Below are 22039 nucleotides of genomic sequence, written 5' to 3' on the forward strand. Positions count from 1 at the left end.
CACCTTATGAACAAGAAAATAGACATTCCCGTCGAGCTTTATGCCCGTCTGCAGGAGCTCTCCCACCTAGCGCGATACGAATACACCGAGCAGGAGGGCAGCTGGACTATACAGAACCCCAAGGGTGAAAGTCTGCTGGATGCGCGGCGCAAAATCTCCCCGGAGGCTGCGGAGCTTTATTTCACCATCATGCCGCTTCTTGCCTCAGAATTTATTGCCCAAAACGAGGCGCTGGTGACCGCCTATCGCAACGCACCCAAGCCTGCGGCGGTCAAGCCCACAATTAAACCCTCAGGTCAGCAGCTTATTCCCCTGCTTGAGGTTCCGCACGAGAACCAACGCATTGCCGAACAGATTGAGAATGATTTCTATGGCGATGTTCCGCCGGGCGACCGCATCTACCCGGTACTGCCGGGTGTCATCGATCATATGATGCGCAACAACCTGGGGTACGCACTCGTCCTTGAGCTCATTACGGCCCCGGACAGCGAACGCCGCGACGAATCTGCCGAGGAAAACCGTTTCGGACGTGAGGTTCAGCATTATTCAAACCGGCGCCTCGGGTACACCGCCGTTCTGAACGCGAATACCTCCGAGGTTATCTCGGTACATCCTTTTGATGGCTCTACGCTCAGCGCCCCCAGCGGACACTATGAGCTCACCCCTGATGCCGAGAAACAGCTGAGCGCCCTGGGACTCACAGCAGAACTTGTGGAGCGCATCCTCGAAGAGGCGAATGATCGCCGCCCAATTCCGGGTACAAACCGTACCGTATACTCCCTGCACGGCTATTCGGTAGAGTTCTCAAACACCAACCATAAGATTGTCAGCGTGCGCAAGGGTGTGGTGAAAACACGCAACCCCTTCGAATCGCAGCCCAGGATGCGCGGCACCAAGTCGCAGCGCGGCGTTAAGATTCCGCACGATATTCACGCTTTTAAGAATCTTCTGGAAAGTCACGGTTTTACGATTACGATGGGTGGCAAGCACTACGATATTCGTCACGAAAAATTGGCACCGGGTATGAAAGCTACCACATCTGTGACCCCCTCCGACAGCCAACGTTGGCATCTGAATTCGGCTCGTCAGATCCGTGAGATTTTTGGTGTGGACCTGCGATACGCAAATCCCAAAGATACCTGTCGCGGTATCGTGCATGCCCTGGAAACAGAGGAAGATTTCGAGGAATAACCTCCAGAACAAGGGTACTCTCATTCACCATTTTCGACTCGTTCACTAGGGTGCACGGGTCACAGATACGCTGTGTACAGCACCACTGCATCATATGGTTAACCTTGGTACTCTTCTCGCGGGTACACCTCTGTCATACCCCCGTCGCAAAGTTTTACGGGGTAAGCTCTGAGTTTACAATAGAGGTGCATCTACACAATGTGAGGAGGAAACGCGCGTGAGCGTGAAGATCAATGTAACCGGAGAAGACGGTGACAGCCGAGAGATCGAATGGGAGGATCACCAGACTCTATTAGAAGCTGTACAGGCGAACGGGTTTCCCGTGCTCGCAACATGCGGTGGCAACGCATCTTGTGCCACGTGCCATACCTTTATTGATCCAGAACACTACGCGGCTTCAGGCGATCGTACCGACGCTGAGGAGGATCTCCTCGACATGGTAGACGACGTAGCTAACGAATACTCGCGCCTCTGCTGCCAGGTGGAATATGCACCCGGCATGGATGGCGCCTCTATACAATTGCAGGCGGCGATGTAATATGACGAGTTCGGCTAAGATACTCTACTCCGCAACCGCACTTCTTTGCGCCCTTACGCTGGCAGGTTGCGGCGTTTCCGATGCCGATCATTCTGCGCAGACTGACGCTTCACCGAGCGCATCCGCCAGCGTTGCTCAGGGTAAAATTACCCGTGCTTCCGACCCGGCGCATTCTGTGTCCCCCGGTTCTATCAGTACTGCGGGCGGGGATAGTTCTCAAAGCCCTGAGGATAACCCCACAGATAATAACGACTCTCGCTCAAACGATGAACGTTCCGAAGATGGAGCTAAACCCAAGAAAAAAGACTCCAATTCTAAGGACTCTCACAATAAAAAGAGTTCATCCGGCGAGGAAAGCAAAGATGCGGATGGCTCTTCATCGAATAACGATGGAGATAATGGCACCGAAGAATCCTCCAGCCCAGAAGCTAAACAGCCAGGGCGTTCAGCAACCGGTTCTTCAGGTTCACTCCTAGCGTCAGCCTGCCAGATCACCGATCTCTCGGTTTCTGTTTCCGAAGATAAGGGCACACCCGGTGCCCGGAAATTCATTCTGACGTTCACGAACGTTTCTGAGGAGCCCTGTGTGCTCAAGGGTAACCCGACGGTTGTCTACGCAGATTCTAATTTCAGTCAGATTGGCTCACCGGCACGCCCGGCGGCAGGTTCGACGAACCCCACCGGCACGCTTCTGCACACAGGTGAATCTACAAACGCCCCAGTGACCTCGGTCAACGCTGGTCCGCTGGGTAAGAACTGTTCACCGACGATGGCACACGGATTCTTAGTTCAGGTTCCCGGTGACGGCAACTGGACTACGATCTCTGCTTCCTCTGAGGCGTGCACCGGCAAGGCTCAGCAGCTGTCCGTGGGACAGTTCGGTTCGTAACCAATCAGCACACGAATAAATCGTTTCGAGAAGAAGCGATAACAGCAAGAGGCGGTTCCTTATACAGGAACCGCCTCTTCAGCATCTACACAATGCTTTATTTATACACGAGGTTTACCTAAGTTTTCCACCTCATCACCCTGATACGGAAATATTTCTTACCTATCTATGACATAGACCACCCGCTGAAAGGAGAACGTCTATAACGTCGGGTTCTCTTGCGCGATGATTCTATTACCCCCCCCCCGCAAGGCTACCGTGCTGTTCATCTCATCATGCACCGGTTCGCACCATAAAGCTACCCCCAGAATTCACGCCGCAGCAGTTCCCCATTCCCTCAGAGCCCAGCAAAAACCGGTGGCTGCCGCATCATCAGATACGGCAGCCACCGGTACATCACATATACGCAGGTCTCCGAACACATGTACACAGCTACCGGATTCCTGCGGTTTACTCTCGCTGGGGACCGAAGGCGCACCTCGGCGGCTCAGCGAGCGCGAAACACAGCTTTTAGATGCTGCGGGTTACGTCATCAAACTCAAAACGGGTACCGCGCGGATACTCGGGATCCACACCATAACCCAGGTTTACGACGAGGAAGGGCTGCTGGTCGGTACCTTCAAAGAATTCAGCGGCGATACCATCGAAATCCGCGCCAGTCATGGGGCCCGCATCCAGGCCAAGAGCGCGCACGGCGGTCAGGAAGTAGCCAGCCTGAAGTGCAGAGCTCAGCGCGCCCGCGGGAATACGTGCCTCTTCAGCCTCGTAGTAGGATTCAAAGGCAGCGGCCTGGGGTGCGAATTCCCCAAAGCGTTTCTGCCAGTTTTTATCGAAGGCCAGCACAGCGGTTACAGGAGCCTTGAGGGTCTTCTCCTTATTTCCGTCCATCATGTGCTTGACAAGGCGCTCGCGAGCTTCGGGGGTCTTCACCCAGGTAATGCGCAGGGGCTGGCTGTTGAAGGCAGTAGGTCCCAGGTAGGCGATCTCCTGGATCTTCTTTAGCTGTTCGTCGGTGACGGGCTGATCGGTGAATGCGCTCACAGTGCGAGGTTCGCGAAAGAGAGCGGTGATCTGGTCTTCGGTCAAGCGGGTCATACCTGTGTCCTTTCAGTGAAATAAATTACTTTACGTGTAAAATTTTATGATGTACGTAATGTACATATTCAATTATTATGGCCCCATCACACGGAAAAGTCTTGTATTCGCGCACAATTGCCCCTGTAATATGTGCCACGCTCAAAAAACTTTCAAGGAGAATCCGGAACATATACGGGATAATAGGACCATGCCCGACGCTCTAGAACCTTTCTCTCCCGCCACTCAGCAATGGTTCCGCAACGCTTTTGGCACCCCGACCGCCGCGCAGGAAGGCGCCTGGGAGAGTATCAGCAAGGGCGAAAACGCGCTTATTATCGCCCCCACGGGCTCCGGCAAAACCCTTGCCGCTTTCCTGTGGGCACTCGATGCGCTCTACCGCGACAAAAGCACAGAACCGGACCAGCGCGAGCTCACGACATCGACTCAGGCACGGAAAAACGGGGACGCTCGAAAAACACAAAAGACCAAGAAACAGCGTGCGGGCGGTACGCGCATCCTGTATGTTTCGCCCCTGAAAGCTCTCGGGGCGGATGTGGAGCGCAACCTGCGCGCGCCGCTTGCGGGGATTGCGCATACGGCGAAGGAATCCGGGCGAACCCCACCCGATATTACCGTGGGTATTCGGAGCGGTGACACCCCGGCGCGTGAGAGGCGGCAGCTTATCAGCAACCCGCCCGATATTCTGCTGACCACCCCCGAATCGCTCTACCTTATGCTGACCTCTGCGGCACGTTCGACACTCACCGGCGTGACAACTGTAATTGTGGACGAGGTGCACGCCCTGGCGGGAACTAAGCGCGGGGCGCATCTGGCAGTGTCCCTGGAGAGGCTCGATCAGCTGGTGGAGCGGCCGGTGCAGCGCATCGGGCTGTCGGCAACCGTGAACCCGCCCGAAACCGTCGCCACATTTTTAGGCGGGGTTCACCCGGTGACAATCGTGGCGCGGCAGGTGCCCAAACGTTGGGATCTGCGGCTCTCGGTACCCGTGCCGGATATGGCGGCGCTCGGCGGGGCAAACGATTACGGGCAGGGCAGCTATGCACCCGGGGAGCAGCGGGCACCGCGCGGACAGAATTCGCCCGGTCCAGCCCCGAACACCCCAGAGCTGCAGGTTCAGGCAGCCGATAATGCGCCATCCTATACTCTTGCAGATGCTATCGGCACCTTCCCCGGCGAAGAAGGATTATCTCTTGAACTGCCGAACAGCTCTACCAAACAAGACGGTACTGCGAGCGCGGCAGCAAGTGCAGGGGCACGGAAGCCGGGCGGTGAGGGCGAGCGCGCATCCGGGTATCGTGCCTCGATTTGGCCTTATGTTCAGGAACGCGTCGTGGACGATATCGAGAATAATCGTTCTACAATCGTGTTCGTGAACTCGCGTGGGCTCGCCGAAAAACTTACCGCGGCTCTCAACGATATTCATGTGCGACGCGAGCTCTCACGGCGCGAGCTTGCGGGTGAGCCTCTGCCTGATATTTGTGAGGAACCGGACATTGCGCCGCTGGCGCGGGCGCATCACGGTTCGGTGGCGAAGGATCAGCGCACGCTCATCGAAGACTCCCTCAAGAATGGTTCGCTGCGGTGTGTGGTCGCCACAAGTTCCCTAGAACTCGGCATCGATATGGGGCATGTGGATGCGGTTATTCAGGTGGCGTCTCCGCCGTCGGTGGCTTCCGGTCTGCAGCGGGTGGGTCGTGCCGGGCACCGCGTGGGCGAGGTTTCGCGCGGGCTTTTTTATCCGAAGCATCGCGGGGATTTGTTGGGCTCTGCCGTGGCTCTGTCCGGTATGCTCGCCGGGTCTTTAGAACCGCTTACCGTTCCCGCAAACCCGCTGGATGTGCTTGCCCAGCAGACCGTCGCCGCCTGTGCCCTGGGACCTATCGGGGTGGATGCCTGGTACGAGGCGCTGTGCCGCACCGCCCCTTTCGCAAACCTTTCGCGCGCGCTCTTTGACAGTACTTTAGAAATGCTGGCGGGCAGGTACCCTTCCGATGAGTTTGCGGAGCTTCGCCCGCGCATTATTTGGGATCGCACCGCCACCGCTGATGCGCCAAGCGGCACAATTGAGGGGCGGCCCGGTGCGCAGCGGCTTGCAGTGACTTCGGGCGGGACGATTCCCGATCGTGGGCTTTTTCCTGTCTACCTGGCCGGTTCTGAGGATTCCAAGGCGCCTAAACGGGTGGGCGAGCTGGACGAGGAGATGGTCTATGAATCGCGGGCGGGCGATGTTATCGCCTTGGGTGCGAGCAGTTGGCGCATCGAGGACATTTCGCACGATGCGGTGCGCGTGAGCCCCGCACCCGGCGAGCCTTCACGCCTGCCGTTTTGGCATGGTGAGCGGGTGGGCCGCCCTGTGGCGTTGGGCCGTCGTCTGGGACAGTTTACCCGCGAGTTAGCGAAGTCTGCGGGTGCTGACTCCGGAAGCGAAGACGCCTCAGCGACGGTTGCGATACGCGCCGAGCTGACCCGGTTAGGGCTGGATTCCTGGGCGAGCGATAATTTGCTTGCCTATATTCGGGAGCAGCGCGAGGCTACCGGCGTGGTCCCCACCGATACGCGGTTTGTGGTGGAGCGTTGCCGCGATGAACTGGGAGATTGGCGCGTTATTTTGCATTCGCCGTACGGATATCCGGTGCATGCACCTTGGGCTGTGGCGGTGGGCGCCCGCGTGCAGGAACGGTACGGTATTGATGCCAGCGCGCTTGCGGCAGATGATGGTATTGTGCTGCGTATTCCTGCGGTGGAAGATACCCCGCCGGGTGCTGAGCTTTTTCTCTTCGAGCCCGATGAGTTAGAGGAGATCGTCAAGGATCGTGTGGGCGAATCGGCGCTTTTTGCGTCTCGTTTTCGAGAGAGCGCCGCGCGTGCTCTGCTCCTGCCGCGCCGCGATCCGGGCAGGCGCACTCCCCTATGGCAGCAGCGCCAGCGTTCGGCGCAGCTGTTGGATGTTGCGCGCAAATACCCCGATTTCCCGATTCTGCTGGAAACCGCCCGTGAATGCTTGCAGGATGTATATGATGTTCCTGCGCTTCTTCAGCTGCATCGGGATATTGCCGCGCGGCGCATCAGCCTGTCGCAGGTGCAGACCGAGGGGCCTTCGCCTTTTGCCCGCACCATGCTTTTCGAGTACGTGGCGGAGCATATTTACGATACGGATGCGCCCGCCGCCGAACGCCGCGCTGCCGCCTTGGCACTGGATCCGGCGCTTTTGGCGGAGCTGCTGGGTACCGCTCAGCTGCGCGATCTGCTGGATCCGCAGGTGATTCTTGAGGTTCAGGAGCGTCTTCAGCGCACCGGGGCGAAGTATCGGGCACGCGGGGTTGAGGGTGTGGCGGATCTTCTGCGCCAGCTCGGTCCGCTCACGGCAAATGAGCTGGCGCTGCGGCTGCGCGGGAATGAGGGGTCCGGGGCTGAGGCCGCGCCCAAGATCTCTCGAAGCACCCCAAAAGGCAGTAAAAATCAATCTAAAAAGGTTGATGTTTCACATGAAACAGGGTATTCAGCCGAAAATACCGACGGGGGTCTGCCGGAAGAAGACCTTGAAACTACCCCGCACGCCACCGCCGAAGAGGCACGCGAGCTGGCGGAAGAGCTGGTCGCATCCCGCAGGGCATTCGTTATCAATCCGCGCTCAAATATAGCGGGTAGCACGGAACCGATCTATGCCGCCGTGGAAGACGCCGCCCGGCTGCGCGACGGGCTAGGGCTGCCGCTTCCGGTCGGAATTGCTCAGGCATACCTCACGCCGGTCGCCGCGCCGCTCGAAGACCTAATCTCGCGGTATGCGCGCACGCACATCCCCTTTACCGCAGCCGAGGCGAGCGCCCATTTCAGCCGCATCACGCCGACGGGTTCGGGTGCTATTCTGCCGGTTTTACGCGCTTTAGAGACGCAGAATCGACTGTTCTCGGGTGAGTACCTGCCCGAGGAACTGCGTGTATCTCGCGCGGAGGCAGCCGATACGATACCGGTCTCCCCCGAGCCCACGGCAAGCCTGGAATGGGTGGATGCCGAGGTGCTTCGTCTGCTTCGTGCCCGGTCGCTGGCGGCGCTGCGCCGCGAGATCGAGCCGGTACCGCAGCGTGCCTATGGCGCGTTCCTGCCCGCCTGGCAGGGAGTGCGCACGCAGACGGTCAAGGTTTCGCGCAGGCTCGCAGAAACCACCGAGTACGGTGCCTATTACGAACCCGAACGCACGGTTCAGGTTCTCACCGAGAGCAAAGGTTCATCCGCCGAGGCATTAGAGGGTCGCGAAGGGTTACTGACGGTCATCGATCAGCTGGCCGGGGTGCGTGTGCCCGCCTCTGCTTTGGAGACCCTCGTCTTGCCAGCTCGGGTGCGTGATTATTCGCCGCAGCTCTTAGATAGTCTGTTGGCCAGCGGAGAGGTGCTTTGGCGCGGTGAGGGCGAAATCTCCGGCAATGACGGCTGGGTGAGCCTGCATCTTACCGAATCCGCCGAGCTGACCCTGCCCGATTCTTCCCGTACGCAGGCCTTGGATGAGCTGGGTCCGGTGGAGCACGCCGTCTTTGAGGCGCTTTCCGGCGGCGGGCTGTTCTTTATGCCGCTTCGTGAGCGCGTGAACGACATCTTGGCTTCTCGCGCCGCCTCGGGCGAGGTTGTGCATTTTCCGGAAGCTTCGGAGGTATCCGCCGCGCTGTGGCGCCTGGTGTGGGCGGGGCTAGTCACGAACGATACTTTCGCCCCGGTACGTGCCATGCTGGCGGGCGGATCGAGTGCGCATCCGGTGCGACCCGCCGCTCCCCTGGCACGCCCGGTGCGCAGGCGCGGTGCCGCACGACTGTCGGCGGCGCGTACTTCTGCGGGTGCTTATCCGCGCAGGTATAGCGGCTTGGGCGGCACTCGTGCCAGCTCTTCTGATCCGCAGGTTTCGGCCCGGGATTCCGGGCGTTTCAGCCATATTAGCCTTCCCCAGAGCCGCCCTCATACTGGGGGCACCGAGTCTTCGCAAGAGGCGGATGCGACCGTTACCGCCTATGCGCGTGCGGAACTTCTCTTAGACAGGTACGGTGTGCTCACGCGCGGCGCGCTCGCTTCTGAGGATGTGCCCGGCGGCTTTGCGGCCCTGTACCGCGTCTATGCGGCTGCCGAGGAACGTGCCCTGGTGCGGCGCGGATACTTCATTGAGGGGCTGGGTGCGGCTCAGTTTGCCTCCCCGGCAACGGTGGATGCGGTGCGCTCCTACACTAATATTGGCACCGACACCCCGCAGAATACCGGAGTAAAGCGAACAAAAACCGAGGAAGTATTCGGTTTATTTGAGGGTGTTCTGTTGGCGGCTACAGATCCGGCGAATCCTTATGGTGCGGCGCTCACGTGGCCTTCCGTCCCCAGTTTGCTCCCGGCCTCTTCTACACCCGGCGGTACGGAAGAGGCTGCGCGCGAAAGCGCAGAGACCGCTCGGTCCGTGCGGCATCGTCCGGGGCGTAAGGCGGGTGCCTGCCTCATCCTGCTCGATGGTGAAGCGGTCCTCTATCTGGAACGCGGCGGCAAAACCCTGCTGTCTTTCACGGCTGATCCGCTCAAACTTGAGGCTGCGGCCCCGCTGCTGGCGCGCATCGTGCAGGCGGGTATTGCTGAGAAAATCGTGGTGGAAAAACTCAACGATTGTGATATTCTAGCGACCCCGGAACCGCCGACTCATCGGGGAGCCTCCAAGGCCGATTCTAACCGGCTGACCGAGCATCCGGTGGTGGCGTTACGGCGCGCACTGCTTGCACAGGGCTTTTACACGACCCCGCGCGGTCTGCGGATGCGCCGCTCCCCCTAAAATGCCGAAGTCTTTAAGTGCAGAAAGCCCCTGCATCAAGGAGAACCGAAATATTTTCGGTAACTCCCGATGTGGGGTCTCGTTGGGAAGCTCTAGCTTAGTACCCGCCGGTCATGGTGTCTGCCACGCCAACGCATATGTCGATAGCTTCATCGACGCGCATGGCTCGTGCACCCGCCGGAGTGTTACCGCGCGGGCTGCCCTGCACCACATGCCGGGCGAAGTAATCGACTAGATGCAGCCATCCGCCTAAAATCATGCGGGTGCGGTCGTTAACGGGTATTTCGGTGCGTTCGAGCATCCATTCCAAGTATTCGTCAGGAGTACTGGGAGCATCGCTTTCACTGCCGCCTTCAGCAACATGGGCGAAGTAGGAGCGCAGCTCAACACGAAGAGCCTCCACCGGGTTAGGGTGGTGCTCGCTGAGCGCTTCAAGGACAGCCCGTGCTTCGCGCCGGGTTACCGCCGCCGCCAAAGACTCTTTGCCGGGGAAGTAATGGTACAGCAGTGCCCGAGTAATACTGGCCTCACGAGCGATGCTGCTCATGCAGGCTGCCACAACACCGTACTGCGCAAAATGAGCCGCCGCGACCTGCAGGATTTGTTCTTCCCGTTGCGCCGGAGTTAGACGCTGACCGCTCTGCCGCGTCTTTTTAGCTGCTTTTTCAGAGGCTTTTTGTACGGGTTCGGTGTGCTTAGCTTCGTTGCGTGCGTTGTGTTCCATATATCCCTCTAATCGTTCGATTTCTCGAACCTCTTTTTTTAATAGTACCGCGCTAGCCCTAAGCCGCTACCTATAAAACTTAATATGAAGTTTAATGCTTATACGCTTATTTTGCCGCTTTATTAAGCCATTCCATGCTTCATGGTAGTGAAACAAATTTTATGATTTTATTTATTTATTAGACACTTGCGCGAGAAATATTTCGCATGAACTTCACACTGTTCACCTACCACCCAAAACATGAGAGGGGCGTGCCATGACGACCGAAGTATATACTGTCCTCAAGGCGCGGTCCTTATACTTTCACGCAGGAAGCTAGAGGTTTCCTCCGAAGAGGCCAATTCACAAAGCACGCTACAATCAACCTATGCCGCGACGAGTCAATCGCCACCTCTTCACACCACCCCTGCCCCAGCGCGCGGGCATAGACCCCGTATCGCTAACCCTGCCCGCGCATCCAGTACTGGATGAGACGACCCAGGGACCGGATGCGCACCCCAGCACGGTGGCTCAGTACCTCATCAGTCGATTCTCGCCCGAAGACCCCGCAACAATCCTCGACTGTTTCGCCCGGCACGAGGTGCGCACCGATGACGGCGCTATCCTCACCGACCAAACCCCATATCTACCCGGCCTGAGAATCTGGTACTACCGACCACTTCCCGAAGAACCGCCGCTGCCGGATGACCTTCCGGTTCTCTATGAAGACGAGCATCTGCTCGCCGTAGATAAGCCGCACTATCTGCCCGTCACCCCGCGCGGCGCCTATGTCGCACAGACTGCGCTCACCAAACTGCGGGTACGCGAGAATAATCCTCTGCTCACGCCCGTTCACCGGCTGGACCGCCCCACCGCGGGGATCTTACTCTTCGCCAAAACCCGAGAGGCGCGCGGCCCCTTCCAAACGATGTTTCAGAACCGGCAGGTCACCAAAACCTACCTTGCTATCGCCCCGGCGCCGAGCGAAGACCTGCGTGAGAACATGCTGGGCGAAGGCGTGCAGGTGTGCAGCCGCATCGATAAGGATCGGAATATTCTACAGGTGCGGCAGTACTCGGCCCGCGAATGCGAGCGCGCAGGACTTACCATGAACGCGGAAACTCTGGTGCGCATCCGAGAAATCTATCAAGCACCGCAAAGTGTTCCAATAAAATCTGGCGCACAAAACCCGTATCTGCCCTATCCGGCGCCCGGCGAAGAACTCGCCCTCTACGAGCTCACTCCGCACACCGGCAAAATGCACCAGCTGCGGGCGCACCTGAACCTGCTCGGAACCCCCATCTTCGGCGACGTTCTCTACCCGCAGGTTCTGCCAACAGCACCAAATGATGCGTCTGTGCCGCTGCAGCTTCTAGCGCATCGTCTTGACTATGTACACCCCTTCACGGGCAAACCGCTCACCCTGTACAGCGCACGCACGCTTTCTCTCGGACCGCGAAATGTGGCACGACCCAAGCACCAATAATGCGATAATGTGGTAGCACCTCGCCTCTCGTGGCAGTATCGTAGGTAGCTTTCATAAGCAAGGAAGAAAGAACGTGACCTCCAACCACCCTTCTGAATCAGTCCCCAGCACCGAGCATGCGCAACGCGCCTCGCGTGCCGCCGACTCTATCCTTAGTCGATACACCCGCCGCGTTTTTGGCGTACCCGGAACCCTGCTCGGGGCAGTGCAGATGCCCGAATCGCGTGGCCTAGGAGCACAGTTTGCCGAATGGCATTACTGGTGGCAGGCGCACTTACTCGACTGCATTATAGATGCGGGCGAACGTGCCGTCCGTGAAGGCGACACCGAACAAGCCCAGAACATGCTCGCCACCGCCAGGAGCGTGGTACGCGGCATCCATACCCGCAACCTGGGATTTGCAAACGACTTCTACGACGATATGGCATGGTTGGCGCTCGCCGTGGGGCGGCTCAATAGGCTTAGTAAAACAATCACCGGCGCCTCGGACGTTACGGCGCAGGATGCCGGATCGGTACTCTTTGAAAGGCTTAACACCGGCCTTCATTCCTGCGGCGGCATGAGCTGGTCCAAAGGCAAACGAGACTTCTGCAATACCCCGGCAACCGCTCCCGCGGCCCTTGCTTTTGCGCGCATCGGGCAGATAAAAACCGCGCAGAATCTTATGTCCTGGCTCAATGACGTTCTTTGGGACGGCGACCGTCTGCTCTACTTCGATGGCGCTAACCTGCGCCCGCAGGATGTGATGGTTGATGACGTCACTGGCCGCCGCGATGTTCCCTTTGACGTAGAACGCAATATCTACACCTACAATCAGGGCACAACCTTAGCGGTGCTTCTGACGCTTGCGGAATCCTCGGAGATTTCAGACGACCGTCGTGAAGAATACCTGCTGCGCGCCGAACGCCTGATCGTCGGAATCGTCAAAAACCTCAGCGAAGATTTCGAGTTCTCAGACGGTTCACACCACCTCGTACTTCACTCCGGTGACAACGGCGACGGTGCGCTCTTCACCGGTATTCTGGTGCGCTACCTAGCGCAAGCGGCAATGTCCACTATGCTCAGCCCGGAGGCACGATCCCTGGCGAGCGCTCTTGTATACGGCAGCGCCCGCGCGGTGTGGGAGGGGCGCCGCGAATTCGACCCCACCCTGCCGCTAAATGAACCGGGTATTGACCCGAACGAAATTCGTGACCGGGCGATCGCCATTTTCTCGCCGAAGTTCACCGTATCCGCGCGCGATGCGCTCGCCGCAGGTAAGCCCGTGGAACTATCCGGTCAGCTTCAGGCGTGGATGACTCTGGAAGCCGCCGCCCGCCTGAGCGCGGAAGACTAAGTCTTTTCCGGTATTGGTGGGGTGCGCCGCTTATCGGGCCCGTCCCGTCATACCTCTACATACGAGGTGAGACGGCGCGGGTCTGCAGATGCTCTGACGTACCGCGCCTGTATAATAGCCGTGCGCATCCTCCCCGGAGTAAGCACATTTCCCCTAGTCGTACCCGTATATTTCAAAGGCACAGATGAACAACGAGTTCCCCCACCCCGACTTCGGTTTTACCGTCACGAGCCGCCTTGCCGAGACCGCATCCCCGTCTGCCGAGCGTGTTGAGGCTAACGGCGGGCAGTTTTTGGGGCGCACAGGTGTGATCCGCACCCCGCACGGCGATATTGAGACTCCCGCCTTTACGCCCGTGGGTACGAAGGCGACCGTCAAGGCGGTGCTTCCCGAAGCGATGAAGGAGCTCGGGGCGCAGGCGCTTTTGGCGAACGCCTACCACCTGTATCTGCAGCCCGGCCCCGAGATTCTAGATGCCGCTGGCGGGCTGGGGCGGTTTATGAACTGGGACGGGCCAACCTTCACCGACTCCGGCGGGTTCCAGGTGATGAGCCTGGGTTCGGGGTTCAAAAAGGTGATTGACATGGGAACCGTTGCCGATGCGAAGGGCGCTGACGGGCGCCCGATTGGAGACGACGATGTGGCTCACGGCAAAGAGCGCCTGGCGCATATTGATGATGACGGCGTGAATTTTAAATCCCATATCAACGGGTCTATTCACCGTTTCACCCCCGAAGTTTCAATGCAGGTGCAGCATCAGATCGGGGCAGATATCATGTTTGCCTTCGACGAGCTGACTACTCTGTACAATTCCCGCGGATACCAGGAAGAGGCGCTGGAACGCACCCGTCTGTGGGCGCTGCGCTGCATTGCCGAGCATGAACGGCTCACGGATGAGCGCACGGGCAAACCCTACCAAGCACTTTTTGGGGTGATTCAGGGCGCGCAGTATGAGGATTTACGCCGCAAAGCCTGCCGCGATTTAGGTGATATGCCGTTCGATGGGTTCGGTATCGGGGGTGCCCTCGAAAAGGAGAACCTGGGTACCATTGTGCGCTGGTGCGCCGAAGAGCTCCCGGAGGCTAAGCCCCGCCATCTGCTGGGTATTTCGGAACCGGACGATATTTTTGTGGGACTGGAAAACGGCGTGGATACCTTCGACTGTGTCTCGCCCACCCGCGTGGCGCGTAACGCGGCGCTCTACTCCCCCACCGGGCGTTTTAACGTGACGAATGCCCGGTTCAAAGCAGATTTCTCGCCCATCTATGAGGGGTGTGACTGCTATACGTGCGCACACTATACGCGCGCCTATCTGCGGCACCTGTTCAAGGCGGATGAGCGGCTGGCGGCAACCCTCGCTTCCATTCACAATGAGCGGTTTATTGTGCGCATGGTCGATGATGCGCGCGCCGCGATTGCAGACGGCACCTACTTTGAGTACCGTGACGAATTCCTCGGTAACTATTACTCTGGTAAGAAGCCCTAATTCAACAACCGTCACGGAGTGTACGATGAGCATCACTAAGGTTTCCGACGAAGAACTTCTCATCTTCGACCATGAGATTGCCGCCCCCGTCGAGCGGGTTTTCGGGGCGTTTCTGAACCCGAATCTGCTGCATCGCTGGTATGGTCCGACGGGGTGGCGTACCCGTGCCGAAGATATTGTGCTGGAACCTTATGTCGGCGGCATGCAGCGGCTATCGATGATTAACGAGCTTGATGCCTCGGTATCATGCGTCCTGCAGAGTCGGTTTCTCGCTATTGATCCGCTCAAGGAGCTCGAATATGCCGAACAGCTTCCGGACCATTTAGGGAACCCCGGAGGCGTGGTTGTCTATCAGCGATTCCGCTTTTTCCCCGAGACGGTTATTACCCCCGATGGCGTGGGCGAAGGTACGCGCATCACCGTGGAGATCGGCCCCATGCCAGTCTCGGTACACGAGGAGGTACGCGCCAGCTGGCGGTCTACCTTCGCGCGGCTGGATGCTCTGCTGAAAGAGGATGCGGCATAGGCTCAAGCAGCCTTGAGACTTTTGCCGCTGGGAAAGCACCGTAACTAGGTCAAGCGACCTCGCATAATACGGGTGGGGAGCGGACAGTTCTGTTATAAGAAACTGTCCGCTCCCCACCCGTGTTTTATGAACATTGGCGAAGCGTTAATCTTCGGACTGATATTCCGGGTTCTCCGGGTCGAGTTCGTTATAGGCACGCATGGCAGCCTCAGGGTCGTCCAGACGCGCCGTGATCTTGATATTATGCCCTTCCACAACGCATTCGGGTGCACCGCGATCGGGGGTATAGTCCAAGAACGGACGCCAGTAGCAGGTGGCATCCTGAATGCGCATAACCCAGTGCTGGGTCTGGTTATCGGGGGTGGGGGTACTGTTGATGTACTGGGTCATGATCGACATGGCGTAATCGCAATCTACCACGCCATCAACCACACGTAACTGTGCGTTGCTGCCCCTCAGGTGACCCTGCTGGCTAATGGATCCGCAAGTCTCCCCTGCACGGCGTACATTCGTGGGATTACCCGCGTTTGGGTCAGCCGATGCGGTGGTGACCGTACCCGTCTTGACCGCTCCCGGGGAGGTCCACACCTGGGCGGAATTCGAGGGGTTCGGTGCGCTGCTTGAGCTTGCGGAAGGCTGCATGGTGGAGTCATCATTGACCACCGGAGTGCGCTCAGGCATAACAGGTTTCGCGCTCACGCTCGGGGTTGCCGATGCGCTGCGGCTCGCAGAGCTGTTTTGATGCGGGGAGGAGGCGCTGGCAGTGTTCTGCACGTTCGTATCGCCGCCGCCCGAGCAGGCGGTCAGCGCCAGCAGGCAGGCGGCACCAAGAGTCACGAAAGAACGAGTTTTCATAGAGATCTCCTCAACAGTGGGGACATAGTTTCATTGTACAACCGTGCAGGAATTCTCAAGATCTTCATGAAGGTTGCACCACTTCCCTGCGGCGACCCTGCTATGCCTCGCTTGCCGTTCCATCCTTCGGCCTCATGCCTTCTTGCATCAGCATCATGATTTATTCCACGTAAAAAGGCTCTTGATGCGAATAAAGCGTTGAAAATCCCGCTCCATTCGTATCAAGAGCCTTTTAATGGCGTACCCCGAACAATTATCCAGAAAGGTTCGGAGAGTTATTCCTCTGACTATGACAACAGCTGATCGAGGATACCCGGAAGGTCATAATCTGTATGAGCGTTATTAAAGGTCGTCTCTTTCTTGTCGATTTTCATGGGCTGGGTGTTAAACCCTTCTCGTGTATACCAGTCGTGACCGGCTGTAGCCGTGTTGAGAGCGTCCCACCATTCCGGTGTAGTAGCGCCTAGAGTATCTTTCTCGTTCACCCACCAGAACATAGGCTGCGTTTTAATGTTCTGCGGCGCCTGAGTCTCCATGCGCCCATTCTTTCCACCGCCACCGCCAACCATGATGGAACCACCGCCGGAACGCCAGGTTCCCTGCTGATCGGCATCAAGCTCATAGGTGATAAATTCGGCGCCGCCAGAGTATCCCATAAGCCACACTTGCGACTCATCTATATCTGAATCGGCGATAAACTCCTGGGCAAAACTGCGGAAGTAGTCGCCATTCCCATCAGCGTTTTCCCACCAAGTGGCGTAATCATTTGCTTTATTTGGGTCGAATTCATCGGGCGTATCCACAGAGACAAAGACCTTGTTGTGTTTCTGAGCTGCATTCGCCATACCTTGCATGGTGTCACCTTTAGGGTTGTAGAAGAAAGAGCTATCTACGTCGTCCCGGTTATAGTCACCATCGAAGTAAAACACCACGCCCACGGGCTGTGACCAGTCGATATTATCGGCGTAAACGTGGTACTGCGAACTCACATTTTGGGGTGAGGTATAGGTCAGATTAGTTCCCGATTGCACCTCTGCCTGGGCGGGGGCTGCCATGACCGAGCCAATCAGGGCGGGAACTGCGAGCGCAGTTAGGGCTGCAGTACGCATCTTTTTCGTAGACATAAGTACTCCTCAATTTTTATAACGATAGTTTTTCATAGTGTGTGATTAATATGATGCTTTCCGTCTTTTGATACAGAGTGCATACGAGGAACACTATCATTAAAGTTTTTATAGTGATATGAAATATAATTAGTATTATTTTCTTTCACGAGCTGTAAACATGGTTCTCTAAGTGCTTTCTGAATATTCTAGCGTTCGCACTAAGCCATATACTATTCTCAAAATTTACATACCCTGCTATCCTTTTAAACTTTGAGAAAACTATAAAATATTATTCATATATACTAAAAAGGTTCTTAGTGTGAACAATGCGGAATATCTAGTGTTGTGTTCACACCAAGAACCTTTTTCTGCGGTCTCAAACCAGAGAAAAGCTACTGCGTGAGACAGCATTTTTCATTTTTCTCAAATAAATAACAGGCTATTTATCAAAGGGGTTTCCAACAACATCGGTAGCGATACCTTCAAAGAACCCTTCCATCTGCCAGGCACCATCAAGATACCTCGCCTTAAGGGTCCCAGTGGAGTAGACAGTCTGCCCCCAACCATCAGTATTCTCAGGAATTTCATGCACTTCTCCGTTACGCACGTAGAAGTCTCCATGAAACATTTGTAATTGATAAGGCCAAGAATATTCTTCACCCTTTTTCTCGGGGCGATCGGATTCTAACCTATACACGAAGTTACCTGACTCCTCCCAATACTTACCCTCACGCGTTTCTTCCAAAAGAGCAATACTTTTAAAAAGCTTCTGATCGCCCTCAGTCATTCCAGACTGCTTAATATACGTATCGTCACCCGTTTTCATGGCATAACTTATTCCAGCCGATGCATATGCCCAGCTATAGTACAGCCCAAGTTCAGAGTTCTCACTCATTTCTTGATGCCTTTTAAGATGTGCCCCGTGCGGTTACGCGCCAGCGCATACAGCAGCAGATTCACCACCGCCGCACCGGTTGCCGTCGCGCCGCCGATCATGACAATAGTGCGCGCATCCCCCAGTATTCCCGGCGTACCGAGTAGGTCACCCACAAGCACCATCGAGCTGAACAACGAGCCGATAAGAGCCCAGCACTGCCCCTGACGATGCTCGGGTACCTGCATATACACCATGTCACGAATACCCATGTTGTGGATCGAGTTGAAGAACCCGCCTACCAGAAACCCAGCTCCTACAATCCAAGGATTCGCCACCAGTCCTTCCAGCAGAATCACGGCGCCGATAAAGAATCCACCCCACAAAATCGCGTTCACCAGCTGCGGTTTGTACCATCCGCGCCCATAGAAAATACTGGCGATGAGCGCCCCGACAGCCCACATTGCCAATACGAGCGAATACTCGAAGGCGGTGTTCGTGATGGATTGCAGGTAGAACAACCCGGCGATGCCTTCCATCGTGGTGGAAGCAACCACGACCGCCATCACAGGTAAGAAAATCACGAGGGCGCGAGCGCTGGAAATAGCCGAGAATCCTAGGAAAATATCTTTCAAACTATCGCGTTTAATCGCATCGGAAAGTTCATGACCGCGCCGTGCTGGCACGTTAAACCAGGCGATGACTGCCGCGACCAGCAAGAGCGCCGAAGAGCCTACTATAGTGGCGGTCATGTTCCAGGTGGCGAAGAAGGCACCCACAGGCGGGGCTACGATCGAGCAGAACGAGCCGATTCCCACAATAGCGGCGGATGCGCTCGACGGGGTCATACCCGGCGCCTTCGGCAGTAGTTTGAATTCGGCGGCGTTGGTGAGATTTCCGGCGGCCCCGTTGAGCACGCTCATGGCAACGATAGTGACCGGATGCGGGAAAAACGCGATGACCGCTACGCAGAGCGAGGATACGGACAGGGAGCCAGACCAGCAGGCCCGACCCGAAAAACGATCGGCAACCCAGCCCATAAAAGGACCGAAGAGTATGCCGGTGAAGAACCCGCCGACGGCCATGACGGTGAGCCACCAGGGCTCGGCAATGCGCGAGATATAAACAATGAGGATCAACCCGAAGGATGCGTCCGCGAATCCATCGATCAGGGTGATGAGCAGAAGGGGAGTTTTGAAGTATTGAGTTAGTTTTTTCATGCTTTCGTTTCGGTTCAGAGGGATAGTGGCCTATGCCTCTGCGCCGCCGAATATCATCTGCTGCATGATACACACCTCCTCACGTGGTATTTTGCCTTGCACCCTTGCGGATAAACCGCCGGGCATGTTTTCTGCATCACATTGTATACAATAGGGCGACCAGACTACCGGACTTCACTCACCCCTAACCGCACATACCACGAGCAGATAGCGCTCGGTTATCTTTTCGTCAAAATACTATCTGCTCGCGGTCAAAGTACTACGGCATATACTGTGTCAAAAGCTCCCGCTGCTCGGGGGTGAGGCGCGCGAGGCGGGCGGCAGGTGCATCCCAAAAAGCCAGCACGGTAAAGGCACGCACGCATTCGGCATGATCCACCGGGGAATAGATACTATAGCCCACTCGCACCGAGGCGGCGCTCACCTTTTCGATACGCACATTTACCTCCAGCGGCTCGCCCGTATAGGGAAGCTGACCCAGATAACGCACCCCGTGTTCGGCGATAAGGGCCTGCACTCCATCGGGCATGGTTTCAAAAAGCGGGATGGGCGGCGCGGGTAAATTCTGCGGTTTCTGCCCCGAAGACGGTGGCGGTCCGAAGACGGCAATGCGTGCCTCTTCGAGAAGGCTCAGTATTGCAACGTTATTGACGTGTCCGTAGGCATCCATATCACCCCAGCGCGGCGACACCTGCACGGTCAGACCGAATTCGCCAGTTATCGAAGTTGCTGGGTTTGCAGTGGATTGATGTGCGTTCATACTCTTAACTCTACCTTGTGCATTTTTATGCATAAATACGTATATGGGTAAAGTTTTACAGTCGTACTTCCCCTAACTTGCACTACTGTTGGGCCTATACAGCGCACTGTAAGAAATTCTCGCTAGATCGTCATCTGCTGATACCAAAACATCTTAAATAGCCTTAAAAATGATGTTCCCCGGAAGCATCACCGCCTCCGGGGAACACCCAACACACAGACATTTGAACGCATACAAGATCATACGGTTCACCAATAACTATAGACCCTCTTGTAAGCCTATGATGCATTATTGCGGGTTTGTTACAGAAAAACTTTTTGTGAATTTCGCGGTCTTTCGAGAATACCCACAAAACCTTCAAGTGCTACATGATAGATAAAATCATCATTACTTGAAGTTCCCCCTGCAAATTATTATGGTGATGGCTACGGCAGAGCACTCATCACCCCGCACTTCAGCGACGAAACCCAGCATGCGCCGCATCAGCAAAGCGCTCTAGCGACCGAATTCGGAGGTTGTCTTCAACGCCTCCTCTTCCTCCTCTAAGGCCGTGGCGTGTTTGTTGGAAGCTTGCTGTGCCTCGGCAAACGCATCCTCATCAACCGTGAGTGTGTGTTTCACACGCGCAAAGTACACAATCGTCAGAACCAGGAAGTACCCCACGCCCACAATCGCGGGAATGAGCGAACCGCGCACCATAAACAGGGCAACCCACACGGCGAAAAGCACCATGATGCCCACGCCCGCTGTAACGCGCCCACCCCACAGGCGGAATGCCGAGCTTTTGCCCTCAACCCGCCGGTACACAATGTACGCGAGCAGAATCAGCACCCACACGGTGAGCGCACACACCATAATCAGGAAGATCATGGAGAGGAATGCTTCTTGCGGGCTAAATAGCGCCAGCAGAATAGCGATAACAACGCCGCTGGTGGAAACCCATACGGCACGCGAAGGCACCCCGGAGGCGTTCACCGCTGCCAGCGCGCGAGGCGCCATACGGTCGGTCGCCAGCGAGTGCATCAGGCGGGCACCGGCATACAGGTTAGCGTTGGCCGAGGACAGTGCCGCAATAAGCACCACAAAGTTCACGAAATGCGCCGCGCCCGTAATGCCCAACTGATCGAAAACCAGAACGAACGGGGAGGTTTCGACCTTCTCGCCCAGCTCGCCCGCCGAACGCCACGGAATAATCGACACCACAATAAACAGCGCCAGCACATAGAACGTTGCCAAACGAATCATCATAGCCTTCGCACTGGAACGCACAGATCGGGCAGGATCCTTGGCTTCTGCGGCGGAGATAGAAATCATCTCAATACCGCCGAATGAGAACATCACGACCGCCAGTGAAAGCCAGACCGAGCCGAACCCGTGGGGCATGAACCCGCCATCATTGACAAGATTAGCGGTGCCGACCGCCGCATGTGAGGGCAGTCCGAAGAATACCAGGCACAGACCCACTAGAATAAAGGCGATCACCGAAATAACTTTGATGGACGAGAGGAAAAATTCGAGCGCCCCAAAGGATTTCACGCTCGTGATATTCAGGATAATAATTGCGACACCGAATACTGCGATGCCCGCCCACAGGGGCAGCTGCGGCCACCAGTAATTCAGGTAGGTGGCCACAGAGACCAGTTCCACGCCGGTGATGACCACGGTTGCGGTCCAATAGGCTAAGCGTGTGAGAAACCCGGCATAGGGACCAAGGTACCTGGTGGCGATAGCGCCGAAACCGCCTCGCACCGGATAACGCACCGCCATCTCGCCAGTGGCCGCGCCTATGACGGAGGCGAGCGCCGAGCCGATAGCATACGCAAGAATAACGGCTGGTCCGGCCATAGCGATTGCCCGCCCGGACCCCAGGAATAGGCCGGTGCCAAGCGCCGAGCCCATAACGATCATGGTCATCTGTCCGTGCGAGAGGGAACGCTTGAGTTCGGCGCGGGCGGATTTATTGCGTGGTGCTCCGCTAGCTGGATGCGCAGCGCCGCTTCTATGCCTCTTAGCAGGTTGAGGGGTGTGGCCGTCGGTCATGTTTAAGCCTTCTTCGGGTTCTGAGTGCCTGGACTGTGATGTTGTGAAAATGTCAAAGAATGAGTGTGTTTCTAGGGTAGTACATCGCCCGTATTAACCGCGAGCAGATAGTATTTTGACGAGAAGATAGCGCTATCTTC

At 56.8% G+C, this 22039-nt stretch carries 16 protein-coding genes; 8 read left to right on the plus strand and 8 right to left on the minus strand.

The window, feature by feature from the left end; all coding sequences use genetic code 11:
- Positions 1–6: 6 nt before the first annotated feature.
- From HMPREF2756_RS04455 to HMPREF2756_RS04465, 3 genes are all read left to right on the plus strand, one after another.
- Complete coding sequence (locus HMPREF2756_RS04455) at positions 7–1191, plus strand: cell wall biosynthesis glycosyltransferase (protein ID WP_070618716.1); 1185 nt, start codon at positions 7–9, stop codon at positions 1189–1191.
- Positions 1192–1408: 217 nt separating this feature from the next.
- Complete coding sequence (locus HMPREF2756_RS04460) at positions 1409–1729, plus strand: 2Fe-2S iron-sulfur cluster-binding protein (RefSeq protein ID WP_004006570.1); 321 nt, start codon at positions 1409–1411, stop codon at positions 1727–1729.
- 1 nt (position 1730) lies between these two features.
- Entirely contained in the window at positions 1731–2618 is an 888-nt protein-coding gene (locus HMPREF2756_RS04465; RefSeq protein WP_246825840.1) for a DUF4232 domain-containing protein, read from the plus strand.
- Between the two features lie 510 nt (positions 2619–3128).
- Here the strand turns inward: HMPREF2756_RS04465 and HMPREF2756_RS04470 are convergent.
- Positions 3129–3713 (minus strand): malonic semialdehyde reductase, encoded by a 585-nt coding sequence (locus HMPREF2756_RS04470; protein WP_070618722.1) that lies wholly within the window; start codon positions 3711–3713, stop codon positions 3129–3131.
- Between the two features lie 190 nt (positions 3714–3903).
- Between HMPREF2756_RS04470 and HMPREF2756_RS04475 the strand changes: the two genes are divergently transcribed.
- Positions 3904–9507 carry an Lhr family helicase gene (locus HMPREF2756_RS04475; RefSeq protein WP_070618725.1) on the plus strand — a complete coding sequence of 1868 codons (5604 nt, stop codon included), beginning with the start codon at positions 3904–3906 and terminating at the stop codon, positions 9505–9507.
- A 97-nt stretch (positions 9508–9604) separates the two neighbouring features.
- Here the strand turns inward: HMPREF2756_RS04475 and HMPREF2756_RS04480 are convergent, their stop codons facing one another.
- Entirely contained in the window at positions 9605–10231 is a 627-nt protein-coding gene (locus HMPREF2756_RS04480; protein WP_070618728.1) for a TetR/AcrR family transcriptional regulator, read from the minus strand.
- 367 nt (positions 10232–10598) lie between these two features.
- On the opposite strand from HMPREF2756_RS04480, the gene HMPREF2756_RS04485 reads away from it, so the two are divergent.
- From HMPREF2756_RS04485 to HMPREF2756_RS04500, 4 genes are all read left to right on the plus strand, one after another.
- On the plus strand, positions 10599–11696 hold the full coding sequence (locus HMPREF2756_RS04485) for a pseudouridine synthase (protein WP_070618731.1): 1098 nt from the start codon (positions 10599–10601) through the stop codon (positions 11694–11696).
- Positions 11697–11769: 73 nt separating this feature from the next.
- The gene (locus tag HMPREF2756_RS04490; protein WP_070618734.1) at positions 11770–13032 is read left to right on the plus strand and encodes a glycoside hydrolase family 76 protein; all 1263 of its coding nucleotides are present in this window, start codon (positions 11770–11772) and stop codon (positions 13030–13032) included.
- Between the two features lie 184 nt (positions 13033–13216).
- Positions 13217–14518 carry a tRNA guanosine(34) transglycosylase Tgt gene (tgt, locus tag HMPREF2756_RS04495; protein ID WP_048754561.1) on the plus strand — a complete coding sequence of 434 codons (1302 nt, stop codon included), beginning with the start codon at positions 13217–13219 and terminating at the stop codon, positions 14516–14518.
- A 25-nt stretch (positions 14519–14543) separates the two neighbouring features.
- Positions 14544–15044, plus strand: coding sequence for an SRPBCC family protein (locus HMPREF2756_RS04500; protein ID WP_070618737.1), 501 nt, complete (start codon positions 14544–14546; stop codon positions 15042–15044).
- A gap of 144 nt (positions 15045–15188) precedes the next feature.
- Here HMPREF2756_RS04500 and HMPREF2756_RS04505 read toward each other — a convergent pair whose 3' ends face one another.
- The 6 genes from HMPREF2756_RS04505 to HMPREF2756_RS04530 all read right to left on the minus strand — a co-directional run bounded on the left by HMPREF2756_RS04505 (position 15189) and on the right by HMPREF2756_RS04530 (position 21899).
- Positions 15189–15899, minus strand: a complete 711-nt coding sequence (locus tag HMPREF2756_RS04505) for a hypothetical protein (protein WP_070618740.1) — start codon at positions 15897–15899, stop codon at positions 15189–15191.
- 287 nt (positions 15900–16186) lie between these two features.
- Entirely contained in the window at positions 16187–17023 is an 837-nt protein-coding gene (locus tag HMPREF2756_RS04510) for a hypothetical protein (protein ID WP_070618743.1), read from the minus strand.
- A gap of 421 nt (positions 17024–17444) precedes the next feature.
- Complete coding sequence (locus HMPREF2756_RS04515) at positions 17445–17900, minus strand: DUF6318 family protein (protein ID WP_246825841.1); 456 nt, start codon at positions 17898–17900, stop codon at positions 17445–17447.
- Positions 17897–19099, minus strand: coding sequence for an MFS transporter (locus tag HMPREF2756_RS04520; RefSeq protein WP_070618746.1), 1203 nt, complete (start codon positions 19097–19099; stop codon positions 17897–17899). The genes HMPREF2756_RS04515 and HMPREF2756_RS04520 overlap by 4 nt, the downstream gene beginning before the upstream one ends.
- A 259-nt stretch (positions 19100–19358) precedes the next feature.
- Positions 19359–19859 (minus strand): acyl-CoA thioesterase, encoded by a 501-nt coding sequence (locus HMPREF2756_RS04525; protein WP_070618749.1) that lies wholly within the window; start codon positions 19857–19859, stop codon positions 19359–19361.
- Between the two features lie 495 nt (positions 19860–20354).
- On the minus strand, positions 20355–21899 hold the full coding sequence (locus HMPREF2756_RS04530) for an amino acid permease (protein WP_070618752.1): 1545 nt from the start codon (positions 21897–21899) through the stop codon (positions 20355–20357).
- Positions 21900–22039 lie beyond the last annotated feature (140 nt).

Origin of the sequence: Rothia sp. HMSC067H10 (genome assembly GCF_001810635.1) — a bacterium.
GTDB lineage: Bacteria > Actinomycetota > Actinomycetes > Actinomycetales > Micrococcaceae > Rothia > Rothia dentocariosa.

What these genes read in the sequence shown, in the direction of transcription:
- HMPREF2756_RS04455 (WP_070618716.1), top strand. Translation starts at nt 7, where the DNA reads ATGAACAAGAAAATAGACATTCCCGTCGAGCTTTATGCCCGTCTGCAG.
- HMPREF2756_RS04465 (WP_246825840.1), top strand. Translation starts at nt 1,731, where the DNA reads ATGACGAGTTCGGCTAAGATACTCTACTCCGCAACCGCACTTCTTTGC.
- HMPREF2756_RS04470 (WP_070618722.1), bottom strand. Translation starts at nt 3,713, where the DNA reads ATGACCCGCTTGACCGAAGACCAGATCACCGCTCTCTTTCGCGAACCT.
- HMPREF2756_RS04475 (WP_070618725.1), top strand. Translation starts at nt 3,904, where the DNA reads ATGCCCGACGCTCTAGAACCTTTCTCTCCCGCCACTCAGCAATGGTTC.
- HMPREF2756_RS04480 (WP_070618728.1), bottom strand. Translation starts at nt 10,231, where the DNA reads ATGGAACACAACGCACGCAACGAAGCTAAGCACACCGAACCCGTACAA.
- HMPREF2756_RS04485 (WP_070618731.1), top strand. Translation starts at nt 10,599, where the DNA reads ATGCCGCGACGAGTCAATCGCCACCTCTTCACACCACCCCTGCCCCAG.
- tgt (WP_048754561.1), top strand. Translation starts at nt 13,217, where the DNA reads ATGAACAACGAGTTCCCCCACCCCGACTTCGGTTTTACCGTCACGAGC.
- HMPREF2756_RS04500 (WP_070618737.1), top strand. Translation starts at nt 14,544, where the DNA reads ATGAGCATCACTAAGGTTTCCGACGAAGAACTTCTCATCTTCGACCAT.
- HMPREF2756_RS04505 (WP_070618740.1), bottom strand. Translation starts at nt 15,899, where the DNA reads ATGAAAACTCGTTCTTTCGTGACTCTTGGTGCCGCCTGCCTGCTGGCG.
- HMPREF2756_RS04510 (WP_070618743.1), bottom strand. Translation starts at nt 17,023, where the DNA reads ATGTCTACGAAAAAGATGCGTACTGCAGCCCTAACTGCGCTCGCAGTT.
- HMPREF2756_RS04515 (WP_246825841.1), bottom strand. Translation starts at nt 17,900, where the DNA reads ATGAGTGAGAACTCTGAACTTGGGCTGTACTATAGCTGGGCATATGCA.
- HMPREF2756_RS04520 (WP_070618746.1), bottom strand. Translation starts at nt 19,099, where the DNA reads ATGAAAAAACTAACTCAATACTTCAAAACTCCCCTTCTGCTCATCACC.
- HMPREF2756_RS04525 (WP_070618749.1), bottom strand. Translation starts at nt 19,859, where the DNA reads ATGAACGCACATCAATCCACTGCAAACCCAGCAACTTCGATAACTGGC.
- HMPREF2756_RS04530 (WP_070618752.1), bottom strand. Translation starts at nt 21,899, where the DNA reads ATGACCGACGGCCACACCCCTCAACCTGCTAAGAGGCATAGAAGCGGC.